We start from the raw sequence: 12,213 nt of genomic DNA, 5'->3' as shown, positions 1-12,213 counted from the left end.
GCTGTGGGCCATCGCACGGCCTCGCCCGCCCCGGCCGCCGGGCGCCGGGGCGGCCGGGCGCCGGGGCGGCCGGGCGCCGGGGCGGCCGGGCGCCGGGGCGGCCGGGCGCCGGGGCGGCCGGGCGCCGCGTAATCCGGATGCCCGCGCGCACCGCCGTACGGGATCATCCCCGGATGAGCGACACGGCGCCGCACAGCGGCCAGCGGCAGGACGGCATGTCGGACGAGGAGCGGCGGGGGCTGCTGCGCGAGCGGCGGATCACCGCCCAGCGCACCGCGAAGCGCGTGCTCGCGCGCCAGGGCTTCCAGAAGACCCTCCGCGAACGCCTGGCCCTGCTGGACGAGGCGCAGGACGTGTACGACCTGGACGAGCCGTCGGACGTCTACGGCAACCGCGTCGTCGAGGCCCTGGAGGAGAAGGTCGCCGGGCTGCTCGGCATGGAGGCCGCCGCGTTCTTCCCGACCGGCACGATGGCCCAGCAGATCGCCCTGCGCTGCTGGGCGGGCCGCACCGGGAACCCGGCGGTCGCCCTGCACGCGCTGAGCCACCCGGAGGTGCACGAACGCCATGCCCTCGGCCAGGTCAGCGGGTTGCGCCCGGTGCGGGTGACGTCCGAGCCCCGGATGCCGACGGCCGCCGAGGTGCGCGACCTCGCGGAACCCTTCGGGACGCTCATGCTCGAACTGCCCCTGCGGGAGCCCGGATTCCTGCTGCCCACCTGGGAGGAGCTGACCGAGGTCGTGGAGGCGGCGCGCGAGCGGGACGCCGTGGTGCACTTCGACGGCGCCCGGCTGTGGGAGTCGACGGTCGCGCTCGGCCGCCCGCTGCCCGAGATCGCGGGCCTGGCGGACAGCGTCTACGTGTCGTTCTACAAGTCGCTCGACGCCTTCGGGGGCGCGGCCCTGGCCGGCCCGAGGACCCTGGTCGAGGAGGCGAAGGTCTGGCGGCACCGCTACGGCGGCCAGGTCTTCCAGCAGTTCCCGACCGTGCTGTCGGCACTGGTGGGCCTGGAGACCCGGCTGCCCCGGCTGCCCGAGTACGTCGCCCACGCGCGCGTGGTGGCCGCCGCGCTGCGCGAGGGGCTGGCCGCGGCCGACCTGCCGTGGGCGCGGGTCCACCCCGAGCCGCCGCACACCCACCAGTTCCAGGTGTGGCTGCCGTACGACGCCGATGTGCTCGGGGAGGCGGCGGTCCGGCAGGCCGAGGAGACCGGGACGCTGCTGTTCACCCACTCCTGGGAGGCCGCGGGCCCCGGGCTGGCCTTCACCGAGGTCTGCGTCGAGGCGGCCGGCCTCGACTGGTCCGCCGCCGACGTCCGGGAGGCCGTCGCGGGCTTCGTCACCCGGCTGCGGGAGGAGACGGGCCGGTGACGCGGCAGCCGGATCTCGGGTGCGTCGATTGACGGCCGGCGTCAATCGGCGGTCGTGTTGTCAGTGGTGGGGTGCACCATGTGGGCATGAGCGTGAGCATCGACATCGCGGGGCTGCGGCCGGAGAGGGTCGCCGTCGTGCCCTCCCCCCTCGCCGAGCTCGGCATGGCGCTGCACGCGCTGTCGGAGCCGGGGCACCACCCGGGCCTCCAGGGCTGGGTGACCGGTGTGACGGCCCGGCTGGACCCGCACCTGGCCGACCGCATGAGCGAGGCCGACTTCCTGTGGCGGACGACGTTCTCGGACCTGTTCCTGCCCTACGCGGGCGTCCCCGGCGGAGCCCTGCCCGGCGAGACGCTCGCCGAGGAGCTGGATCTGCTCGACAAGCTGTCCGACGAGCAGTTCGTGGACGCCGCCCTGGAGTTCACCTGCGCCCTGCCCTACGGCAATCCGAGCCGGAGCGTGCTCGCCGACCCCGAGCTGCGCCGCCGCTCCCTGGAGCTGGCCGCCGCGCGCGGGCCGCAGCAGCTGCGGTTCACCGGACGGCTGCTCGACGATCCGGCGCTGATCCGGGCCTGGCTGCGGCAGTTCCTCGAGGACTGCGACGAGGCGTTCTTCGCCGACACCTGGGCCCGGCTGCGCCACCAGCTGACCGCGGACGCCCGCCACCGGACCGACCTCCTGCGGCACAAGGGGCTCGCCGAGGCGCTGACCTCGATCTCCGCGGCGGTGACGCTCGACGAGGCCGCCGGACGCATCACGATCGACAAGCTCCGCCAGGGCCACAGCCTGATCCGGGACGGCAGTCTGCTGCTGGTGCCGACGAGCCTGGGCTGGCCGCATCTGACGGTGCTGCACCGGTACGGCTGGCAGCCGGTCCTGCACTACACGGTCGGCTCCCCTGAGATCGCGTCCCCGCCGTCGGTCGGGCAGCTGACCCTGCGCATGACCGCGCTGTCCCACCCGGTACGCATGCAGCTGTGCCGCAACCTCGCGCGCAGCACCTACACCACGAGCGAGCTCGTGCAGATCCACGGCATGTCGGCCCCGGAGATATCCCGGCACCTGAGCGTCCTCAAGAAGGCGGGCCTGATCACCACCCGCCGCCGGGGCCGGTACGTCCTCTACCAGCTGGACGTGACCTCGGTGGCCCGGCTCGGCAGCGACTTCCTCGAAGCGCTGCTGCGATGAGGGCGGCGTAGAACGTCGAACGGCCGTCAGTCGAAGCGGATGTGCCGGATCCCGACCGCCGCCTGCCGCAGCCGCGTCCGCAGCGCGCCCTCGGCGTTGGGCCGCAGCGTCAGCCCGGCCAGGACGGCGATCCGGTCCGCCGTCCTCGGCACGCTCGTGCGGTCGGTCCACAGATGCTCGGCGAACTCCGGTTCGCGCAGCCGCTCCAGGCAGTGGTCGAGCCGGGACACCGCCCAGCTCTCCCGGCGCGGCCCGCCGCCCCTCCCCGCGGCGATCTGCGCCAGCCGCCCGAAGCCGCGCTCGCGCAGCCGCCGCAGGACGGTCTCGCGCTCCGCGAGGAGCGTGAAGTGCCGGACGTTGTGCCCGAGTTGGCGCAGCCGGCCCACCGTCTCCGCGAAGTACTCCGGATGCGTGACGGTCATCGGCGCGATGACCACGCCGTCGTGCCGGGTGAGCGCCAGGTCGAGGACCTCGACGACGCCCTGCCGCCAGGAGGCCAGATCCTGGAAGTCCCCGCGCAGGTCCGGCGGGAGCATGCGCCGCAGTCCGAACCCTGGGTGCTCGGGGTCGCAGACGACGCTGCCGGGCAGCCGGCGCCGGATCTCGTGTGCGGTCTGTGTCTTGCCGCCCCCGAAAGGGCCGTTGATCCACAGGAGCATGCGCAGACCCTAGTGGCGCTCGGCTCAGCCGTGGCCGCCCGCTCGCACCAACCCCGTCTCGTAGGCCAGGACGACCACCTGGACGCGGTCGCGCAGGCCGAGCTTGGTCAGGATGCGGCCCACGTGGGTCTTCACGGTGGCCTCGGACAGGACCAGCCGGGCCGCGATCTCGCCGTTCGACAGGCCCTGCGCGACCAGCACCATGACCTCGCGCTCCCGGTCGGTGAGCCGCTCCAGCTCCTTGTGCTTCGGCTCCCCGCCGGTGGAGGGCAGCATGGGCGCGAACCGGTCCAGCAGCCGCCGAGTCGTCGACGGGGCCACCACGGCGTCGCCGCTGTGCACCGAGCGGATCGCGGCGAGGAGTTCCCCGGGCGGCACGTCCTTGAGCATGAACCCGGAGGCGCCGGCCTTCAGCCCGGAGAACGCGTACTCGTCGAGGTCGAAGGTGGTCAGGATGAGCACCTTGGGCGGCTCGGGCTCCGAGCAGATGCGGCGGGTGGTCTCCACACCGTCCAGCTTCGGCATACGGACGTCCATGAGGACGACGTCGACGGAGGTCGAGCGGAGCACTTGGAGCGCCTCGACGCCGTCCCCCGCCTCCGCGACGACCTCCATGTCCGGCTGGGCGGCGAGCACCATCCGGAACCCGGTGCGCAGCAGCACCTGGTCGTCGACGAGCATCACGCGGATCGCCATCGGGTCCTCTTCCGTGTCTTCGGGGGCTTGCGGTTCGCCGGGGGCTTGCGGAGGCGTACCGGGGCTTGCGGGCTTCGGGTGTGCGCGGGGCCGGGTCAGTGGGCCGGTTTCAGCGGCAGCAGCGCGCTGATGCGGAATCCTCCGCCCGGCCGCGGCCCGGCGTCCAGGGTGCCGCCGACCATGCCGACCCGCTCGCGCATGCCGATCAGGCCGTGGCCCTGTCCGTCGGCGCCGCCGTCCTCGTACAGCTCGTGCGGGGCGCCCTTGCCGTCGTCCTCGACGAGCAGGCCGAGCCCGTCGTCGAAGTAGACCAGGCGCACGCTGGCCCCGGCGTTCGGGCCGCCGTGCTTGCGGGTGTTGGTCAGCGCCTCCTGCACGATGCGGTACGCCGTGAGCTCGACGCCGCTGGGCAGCGGGCGCGGGGTGCCCTCGACCTTGAAGTCGACGGGCAGACCGGAGCTGCGGCACTGCTCGACGAGGTCGTCGATCTGCTCGACGTCGGGCTGGGGAACGTACTCGCCGGTCTCCTGGTGCTCGCCGGTGCGGAGCACACCCAGGAGGCGGCGCATCTCGGCGAGGGCCTGGCGGCCGGTGGAGGAGATCGTCTCCAGGGCCTTCTTGGCCTGGTCCGGGGCGGCGTCGAGGACGTAGGCGGCGCCGTCGGCCTGCACCACCATGACCGAGACGTTGTGCGCGACGACGTCGTGCAGCTCACGCGCGATACGGGCGCGTTCGGCGGCGACGGCGACCTTGGCCTGGGCCTCGCGCTCCTTCTCCAGCCGGGTCGCGCGTTCCTCCAGCTGCTCGTAGTAGGCGCGGCGGGTGCGGATGGAGTCGCCGAGCACCCAGGCGAGCGCGAAGGGCACGCTGAGGAAGATGATCAGCGCGATGTTGCTGAGGACGGTGGCCTCCTGCTCCGGCCACCGCAGCTGGGACAGGGGCGCCGCGCACAGGCCCGCGCCGAGCGCGAGCCGCGACGCCCAGCGGGCGCCGGTCGCGGCGACGGTGTAGACGATCACCAGGAACGCGAAGTCGGCGGGCGTGGTCGCCACGTCCAGCACCAACTGCGCCAGACCGATCCCGATGGCCAGCAGCAGCATCTTCTCCGGCATCCGCCGGCGCAACGCGATGACCAGGCACAACAGCACCAGGATGGGGACGATGACGGCCTCGGACCCGGTGCCCTGGCCGTCGGCCCGCCCACCCTCCGGCTGGATGGCCACGCTCGCCACAGAGATCCCGAACAGGAGGACGGCCCAGAAGGTGTCGACCCCGGTCGGGTGCCTGCGGAGGAAGTCATAGAGGCGCTGCACGTAACCCAGCGTAGGGACACCGGATGTGTGCAGGGGTCAACCGGAGGGCCGATCCGCACCCCGCGCGCGTACTCCGCAAGGTGGAGGGACCGCATTTCTGTGCGCAGGAGAACGCCCTAGCCTGGGCCGGTGACACAAGAGGCGGCGGACGCGTGGCAGGGCTGGCGGGCGGCGGCGGAATCCGCCCTGTACGGCCCGGAGGGCTTCTACCGCCGTCCCGAGGGACCGTCCGCTCACTTCCGGACGTCCGTGCACGCCTCGCCGCTCTACGCGGCCGCCGTGGCCCGGCTGCTGTGCCGGGTGGACGAGGCACTGGGCCGGCCGGACACCCTCGACCTCGTCGACATGGCGGCGGGCCGGGGCGAGCTGGTCACCGGTGTGCTGGCCGCGCTCCCCGCCGGGGTGGCGGCCCGCACGCGCGCGTACGCCGTCGAGATCGCCGCCCGCCCCCCGGACCTGGACCCCCGGGTGACCTGGCTGTCCGAGCCGCCCCGGCCGGTGACGGGACTGCTCTTCGCCAATGAATGGCTGGACAACGTGCCGGTGGACGTCGCCGAGGTGGACACCGCGGGCGTGCCACGCCGGGTCCTGGTCCGCCGGGACGGCACCGAGCGCCTCGGGGAGCCGGTCGGCGGCGCCGAGGCGCGCTGGCTGGACCGCTGGTGGCCGCTGCCCGAGGAGGGCGGCGAGGGGCTGCGCGCCGAGATCGGGCTGCCCCGGGACCAGGCGTGGGCCGCCGTGACGGGCACGCTGGAGCGAGGGCTGGCGGTCGCCGCGGACTACGCGCACACGCGCGGGTCACGGCCCCCCTTCGGCACGCTGACCGGCTTCCGCGAGGGACGCGAGACGGCTCCGGTGCCGGACGGCTCCTGCGATCTGACCGCGCATGTGGCGCTGGACGCGTGCGCGCTGCCCGGCGCCCGTCTCCTCACCCAGCGCGAGGCGCTGCGCGCCCTAGGCATCACCGGCGCACGCCCCTCCCTGGAACTCGCCTCCACCCGCCCCGCCGAGTACCTGCGCGCCCTCGCGAGCGCCGGTGAGGCCGCCGAGCTGACGGCGACGGGCGGCCTCGGCGACTTCGGCTGGCTGCTCCAGCCGGTCGGCGTCCCGGACCTGCTGAACGCCTGACCCCGCGCCGGGGCTACTTGTCGATGTCCCCGACCACGAAGAACATCGACCCCAGGATCGCCACCATGTCCGCGACCAGCGTCCCCGGCAGCAGCTCCACCAGCGCCTGGATGTTGTTGTACGAGGCCGAGCGCAGCTTCAGCCGGTACGGCGTCTTCTCGCCCTTGCTGACCAGGTAGTAGCCGTTGATGCCGAGGGGGTTCTCGGTCCACGCGTACGTGTGCCCCTCGGGTGCCTTCAGCACCTTGGGGAGCCGCTGGTTGATCGGCCCCGGCGGCAGCTCCGCGATCCGGTCCAGGCAGGCGTCCGCGAGATCGAGGGCGTTGTGGGTCTGCTCCAGCAGGCACTCGAACCGGGCGAGGCAGTCGCCCTCCTGCCGGGTCACGACCTTCAGGACGTCCTGGAGCTCGCCGTACGCGAGATACGGCTCGTCCCGGCGCAGATCGAAGTCGACGCCCGAGGCGCGCCCGATCGGTCCGCTCACGCCGTACGCGTGCACGGCCTCGGGCGCGAGGACGCCCACCCCGCGCGTGCGCCCGCGGAAGATCTCGTTGCCGAGGACCAGATCGTCGAACCGGTCCATGCGGGAGCGCACGTCGGCGACGGCGGCACGCGCGCGCGTGGTCCAGCCGGCCGGGAGGTCCTCCTTGAGGCCGCCCACCCGGTTGAACATGTAGTGCATCCGCCCGCCGGAGACCTCCTCCATGACGTGCTGGAGTTCCTCGCGCTCGGTGAAGGCGTAGAAGATCGGCGTGATCCCGCCCAGCTCCAGCGGGTACGACCCGAGGAACATCAGATGGTTGAGCACGCGGTTCAGCTCCGCCAGCAGGGTCCGCGTCCAGACCGCCCGCTCCGGCACCTCCATGCCGAGCATGCGCTCCACGGCGAGGACGACGCCCAGCTCGTTGGAGAAGGCCGACAGCCAGTCGTGGCGGTTGGCGAGCATGATGATCTGGCGGTAGTCACGGGCCTCGAAGAGCTTCTCCGCGCCGCGGTGCATATAGCCGATCACGGGCTCGGCGCTCGTGATGCGCTCGCCGTCCAGGACGAGCTTGAGGCGCAGCACACCGTGCGTCGAGGGGTGCTGGGGGCCGATGTTGAGCACCATGTCGGTGCTCTCCGCGGCGCCGCCGATACCGACCATGGTCTCCGTCGTAGGAGTCATGGCCCCAGTCTCCCCTACGTACGCTGACCCCATGGAGACGGGGAGTCAGAAGGACACGGGAACGGCGCGGGACCGGCGCACGGAGGACGGACCGGTGTGGACCGGGCTCCCGCCGGGGCTGCTGCGGATGCGCCGGCTGCTGCTGGTGGTGTGGCTGGGGCTGCTGACGGTGGGCCTGGGCGTGCTGCTCGGCTGGCTCGCCGGGCCCGGCTGGGCGGTGTTCGCCGCGCTGCCGCTGGCCCTGATGGTCTGGGGCTGGGTGATGCTCGAACGGAACTGGCGTTCCTGGCGCTACGCCGAGCGCGCCGACGACCTGCTGATCAGCCGGGGTGTGCTGTGGCGTGAGGAGACGGTCGTGCCGTACGGCCGTATGCAGCTGGTGGAGGTCACCTCGGGGCCGGTGGAACGGCACTTCGGGCTGGCCAGCGTGCAGCTGCACACGGCCGCCGCCGCGACCGACGCCACCATCCCCGGCCTCGACCCGGCCGAGGCGGAGCGGCTGCGGGACCGGCTCACCGAGCTGGGCGAGGCCCGATCGGCGGGCCTGTGACGGCCCCGGGCGTCGACGACGCCATACGCGAGGCGCGGCCCGTGTCGGAGCGCCGGCTGCACCCCGTGACGCCGCTCCGGCGCGCGTGGGCGCCCGTCGCCGTGCTCATCGGCTGGGCGGTGCACGACCCCGACCAGGCGCAGCGCCAGCTGACCCGGCTGACGACCACGACCCTGCTGATCGCGCTCGCGGTGCTCGTCCCGGCCGCCGCCCTCTACGGCTTCCTCACCTGGTGGTACACGCACTTCGCCGTCACCGACTCCGAACTGCGCATCCGTACCGGCCTGGTGTTCCGGCGCACCGCGCACATCCGGCTGGAGCGCATCCAGGCCATCGACGTCACCCAGCCGCTCCTCGCGCGCGTGGCGGGCGTCGCCAAGCTGAAGCTGGACGTCGTCGGCACGGACAAGAAGGACGAACTCGCCTTTCTGGGCGCGGAGGAGGCGCGCTCCCTGCGCGCGGAGCTCCTGGCGCGCGCGGCCGGGTTCGCGCCGGAGACCGCGCACGAGGTGGGCGAGGCCCCGTCCCGGGAGCTGCTGCGGGTGCCGCCGCGCGTCCTCGCCGTCTCCCTCGTGCTGACCGGCGCGACCTGGGGCACGCTGGCCGCCGCCCTCGTCGTCCCGGCCGTGCTGTGGCTGTTCACGGAGAGCGTGTGGACGGTGCTCGCCACCGCCGTGCCGCTGGTCGGCGCGGCGGGCGCGGCCAGCGTCGGACGGTTCGTCACCGAGTACGACTGGACGGTGGGCGAGTCGCCGGACGGGCTGCGCCTCGACCACGGTCTGCTCGACCGCGCCCACGAGACGGTGCCGCCGGGCCGGGTGCAGACCGTACGGCTGGTGGAGCCGCTGCTGTGGCGGCGGCGCGGCTGGGTGCGGGTGGAGCTGGACGTGGCCGGCTCGTCCAACTCGGTGCTGCTGCCGGTCGCCCCGCGCGAGATCGCCGAGTCGGTCGTGGCCCGGGTGCTGCCCGGGGTGACCGTCCCGCCGCCCGAGGCCCTGACGCGTCCGCCCCGGCGGGCGGGCCGGTGTGTGCCCCTGTGGTGGCGCGGGCACGGACTGGCCGTCACGGACGCGGTGTTCGCGGCCCGGGCAGGTCTGCTGAGCCGCACCCTGGCCCTCGTCCCGCACGCGAAGGTGCAGAGCGTACGGCTCACCCAGGGGCCCTGGGAGCGCCGCTGGAACGTCGCCGACGTCCATGTGGACACGGGGGCCGGCAAGACCGTCACCGCGCGTCTGCGGGACGCCGGGGAGGCGGCCGAGCTGCTGCGCACGCAGGCGGAACGGTCCCGCACGGGGCGCCGGGACGCACGGCCGGACCGCTGGATGGCCTGAGACACCCTTTGAGGCGCGCGAAAAGGGGCGCCGGGGACCGATCGTGGTCCCCGGCGCCCCTTCGCGTGGTTCAGGAGACCGCGCTGCGCAGTCCCTGGACGTCGATGTGCTCGGTCTCGTCGTGGGCCGTCAGGTCGATGACCTGGCCGACGCCACGGGACCGGTCGTCGGCGGGCTTGAACTCCGCCTCCGCCTCGGCCTTGTGCAGGGCGAGCGCCTCCTCGCCGACCACGTCGGCCAGGTCCTCGTTCTGCACGGACTCCAGCGCGGCGGGCCCGTCCTGCTTCTGGGTGCCGAAGAAGTCGAAGCCGCCCTCGACCGAGGGACGCCGTACGGGAGTTGCCGGGACGACGGCCACGGCGGTCGGCGCGATGAAGTGGCCGCCGGGCCGCCGGGCCGGCGGCAGCGCGGGCTGGGCCGATGCCGACGCGTCGGTCCGGGTGGTGGCGGCCGCGCGCTCGTGCCCGTCGGCCGCCCCGGACTTCCCCCGCGGGTCGTCCTCCGGCGCGCGCTCCGTCTCGGAGCCCGCGGTGCGCGGCGCCTCGGGGGCGCCCGCGCCGGCCTTCACGGCCCTCCGGCCGGAGGGGCCCTGCGGCGGGACGTGGTGCGGGGGCTCGCCCTTCGGGGAGCGGCCGGACGGCGCCTCGTCGGTGCCCTTCGCCGGGCCGGTGCCCTCCACCCGCTCGGCTGCCGGGTCCTCGTCGGCGGCCACGGCCTCGGTGTCCGCCGTACCGTCCTCGTCCGCGCCGTCGTCGGCAGCCGCCTCGGCGGCCTCCTCGTCGCCCGGACCGTCCTCGGTGGCCTCGGTGTCCCGTGCGTCCCGCGTGTCCTCGTCGAACCGCGAAAGCGCCGCCTGCGCCCGCAGGAACAGCCGGGAGCCCTCGGGCGAGAAGACCGTCGGAGCCTCGCCGGGCGCCTCGTCCGGCTCCACCGCCCCGGCCTCGTCCAGCGCCTCGGCGTCCGCGAGCGCCTCCGCGGCGGCGGTGTCCTCGGCGGCCGGGGCCGTGCCCGGCGGCAGGGCGCGCGCGGGTGTGGTCGCCTCTATCTCCAGGACCCGGCGCTCCTCCAGGACGCTCGCCCGCTCGGTCTCCGCCGTGGCGTAGCGGCGCAGCAGGGCCGCGTGCTCGTTGCGCAGCTTCGCGAGCTCGGCGCGCTTGGCACGCAGCCGCTGCTCCAGCTTCTGGCGCAGCTCGCGCGACTCGTCGAGGTCGGTCTCCAGTTCGGCGACCCGTTCCTCGTGCCGCCACTCGTCGCTCGCCCGCGCGCGCGTGAGGTCGGCGACCTGTTTGCCCGCCTGGGCGTCCCAGCGGCGCATGACGACCGCGCCGACGACCGCGGTGGCCGCGGCGGCCGCGGCCAGTCCGCGCAGCACGACCGGTTCGGTGAACACCCAGGGCGCCAGCGCCCAGACGACGGACACGCCTGCGATCGCCGACGGGGGCAGCACCCTGTGCAGGGGCGGGGAATGACGGTGACGTCCACGTGGCATGGCCAGAAACTTACCGCGCGTAGGCGTTTCTTGGAGCCCCGCCCCGTAAAAACACGGCCATCCCCTGCCGTTCACACGGCATCAGCAATCACATTCGCCGTGGAATTGACCAAGAATCAAGATCGGGGCGGCTCTTCCGCTCTCTCCGGGGTGCTCAGCCGCTCGCTCGTCCACTCCAGTGTCGCCGGAATCTCGCGCCGCCAGGTGTTGAAGTTGTGCCCGCCGCTTTCGAGGATGATCGACGAGATCCGCGTCCGCTTCGTCGCTTTCACGCGCTCGATGAACTTCAGCGTGTCCCGGTAGTTGGATTCGCCGACCCTGCTGCTGCTGACGAGCAGGGACGTGTCCGGCGCGGGCAGGTTCTCCAGGCACCACCGCAGGTCGGCCCGGTCGCGCAGGTTCTCGTCGCCGTGGAAGAGGTCGCCGGTCGTCGCGTCGATCGGCGCCTTGTAGTAGGCGGAGAGCCCGGCGCCCGCGCCGTACACCGCCGGATGGTGCATGGCGAGCTTCAACGCGCAGTAGCCGCCGGTGGAATCGCCGATGATCCCCCAGCCGCCGGGCCGCCCGCCCACCCGGTAGTGGCCTTCCACGGCCTCGGGCAGGTCCTCGGCGAAGAAGGTCTCCGTCTGCGGGCCGTCCGGGATGTCGACGCATTCCGTGTCCCGGGGCGGCGCCACGGTCGGGCGCATCATCACCAGCACCATCGGAGACATACGACCCCGACCGGTGAGCCGCGCCGCCGTCTGCGGATAGTCGAGCTTGTCGACCAGTGCCTCGGCCGTCCCCGGATACCCGGTCAGGACGACGGACGCCGGAAACGTCCGGGTGCGAAATCCCGGCTGGAAATACTCCGGTGGCAGATAGACGTACGCGGGCGTCGCGATACGGCTCGTGCGGCCCACGATCTCGACCTTGTGGATCCGCCCGCTCACGGCCGGGTCCCCGCTCGCCGACCCCGGCACCCGGCGGGTGTCCACGACACGCAGCGGGCCGTCCGCCGGGGTGTGGTCGACCACGACCCCCATGCCGTTCTCCCGCCCGAACAGATCGGCCCAGCCGGCGTAGAAGCCGAAGGCCTGGTTGGCGGCGAGACCGACCGACGCGAACAGCGCCAACTGCGTGCCCAGCAGCAGCCCGACCCGTCCGGCCACGGCCCGTACGCTCCTCCGGGCGAGCCGCGGCCACAGCCACACCGTGCCGGCGAACAGCCCCACGGCCGTCAGCACCGCCAGTGCCAGCACCTTGTCGCTCGTCAGACCCATCAGTGGTTACCCGCCCGCGCTTTCCTCGGCCTCTGAAACGGTTTTGAGGAGCCGAGTGAA

General features: G+C 73.6%; 11 protein-coding genes. 5 read left to right on the top strand and 6 right to left on the bottom strand.

The features are described from left to right. The first annotated feature begins 173 nt into the window (after positions 1–173). Together KBY32_RS28740 and KBY32_RS28735 are read left to right on the top strand one after the other, a co-directional pair. On the top strand, positions 174–1,370 hold the full coding sequence (locus tag KBY32_RS28740; protein ID WP_247690116.1) for a low specificity L-threonine aldolase: 1,197 nt from the start codon (positions 174–176) through the stop codon (positions 1,368–1,370). A gap of 86 nt (positions 1,371–1,456) precedes the next feature. After that, a complete protein-coding gene (locus KBY32_RS28735; RefSeq protein WP_210982149.1) occupies positions 1,457–2,560 on the top strand; it encodes a DUF5937 family protein in 1,104 nt (367 codons plus the stop codon). Between the two features lie 26 nt (positions 2,561–2,586). Here the strand turns inward: KBY32_RS28735 and KBY32_RS28730 are convergent, their stop codons facing one another. The 3 genes from KBY32_RS28730 to KBY32_RS28720 all read right to left on the bottom strand — a co-directional run bounded on the left by KBY32_RS28730 (position 2,587) and on the right by KBY32_RS28720 (position 5,228). Beyond that, positions 2,587–3,219, bottom strand: coding sequence for an AAA family ATPase (locus tag KBY32_RS28730; RefSeq protein ID WP_210982148.1), 633 nt, complete (start codon positions 3,217–3,219; stop codon positions 2,587–2,589). A 24-nt stretch (positions 3,220–3,243) separates the two neighbouring features. After that, positions 3,244–3,915, bottom strand: coding sequence for a response regulator transcription factor (locus KBY32_RS28725; protein WP_210982147.1), 672 nt, complete (start codon positions 3,913–3,915; stop codon positions 3,244–3,246). 95 nt (positions 3,916–4,010) lie between these two features. After that, positions 4,011–5,228: a sensor histidine kinase gene (locus tag KBY32_RS28720; RefSeq protein ID WP_210982146.1), complete on the bottom strand. Its 1,218-nt coding sequence runs from the start codon at positions 5,226–5,228 to the stop codon at positions 4,011–4,013. 129 nt (positions 5,229–5,357) lie between these two features. On the opposite strand from KBY32_RS28720, the gene KBY32_RS28715 reads away from it, so the two are divergent. Further along, entirely contained in the window at positions 5,358–6,356 is a 999-nt protein-coding gene (locus tag KBY32_RS28715) for an SAM-dependent methyltransferase (RefSeq protein ID WP_210982145.1), read from the top strand. Between the two features lie 13 nt (positions 6,357–6,369). On the opposite strand, the gene KBY32_RS28710 is transcribed toward KBY32_RS28715, so the two are convergent. Beyond that, positions 6,370–7,521 carry an NADH-quinone oxidoreductase subunit D gene (locus KBY32_RS28710; RefSeq protein WP_210982144.1) on the bottom strand — a complete coding sequence of 384 codons (1,152 nt, stop codon included), beginning with the start codon at positions 7,519–7,521 and terminating at the stop codon, positions 6,370–6,372. Positions 7,522–7,552: 31 nt separating this feature from the next. Between KBY32_RS28710 and KBY32_RS28705 the strand changes: the two genes are divergently transcribed. Both KBY32_RS28705 and KBY32_RS28700 read left to right on the top strand, forming a co-directional pair. Next, positions 7,553–8,071, top strand: a complete 519-nt coding sequence (locus tag KBY32_RS28705) for a PH domain-containing protein (protein WP_210982143.1) — start codon at positions 7,553–7,555, stop codon at positions 8,069–8,071. Continuing rightward, on the top strand, positions 8,068–9,402 hold the full coding sequence (locus tag KBY32_RS28700) for a PH domain-containing protein (RefSeq protein ID WP_055624702.1): 1,335 nt from the start codon (positions 8,068–8,070) through the stop codon (positions 9,400–9,402). Before KBY32_RS28705 ends, KBY32_RS28700 begins: the two co-directional genes overlap by 4 nt. 70 nt (positions 9,403–9,472) lie before the next feature. On the opposite strand, the gene KBY32_RS28695 is transcribed toward KBY32_RS28700, so the two are convergent. Further along, positions 9,473–10,891 carry a hypothetical protein gene (locus KBY32_RS28695; protein ID WP_210982142.1) on the bottom strand — a complete coding sequence of 473 codons (1,419 nt, stop codon included), beginning with the start codon at positions 10,889–10,891 and terminating at the stop codon, positions 9,473–9,475. Between the two features lie 116 nt (positions 10,892–11,007). Continuing rightward, positions 11,008–12,153 carry an esterase family protein gene (locus tag KBY32_RS28690; protein ID WP_210982141.1) on the bottom strand — a complete coding sequence of 382 codons (1,146 nt, stop codon included), beginning with the start codon at positions 12,151–12,153 and terminating at the stop codon, positions 11,008–11,010. Positions 12,154–12,213 lie beyond the last annotated feature (60 nt).

It is taken from the genome of Streptomyces sp. RK62 (assembly GCF_018070255.1).
Classification (GTDB): Bacteria; Actinomycetota; Actinomycetes; order Streptomycetales; family Streptomycetaceae; genus Streptomyces; species Streptomyces nigra.
Note: the sequence above shows the minus strand (reverse complement) of the source record. Positions and strands in the feature narration are given on the sequence as shown.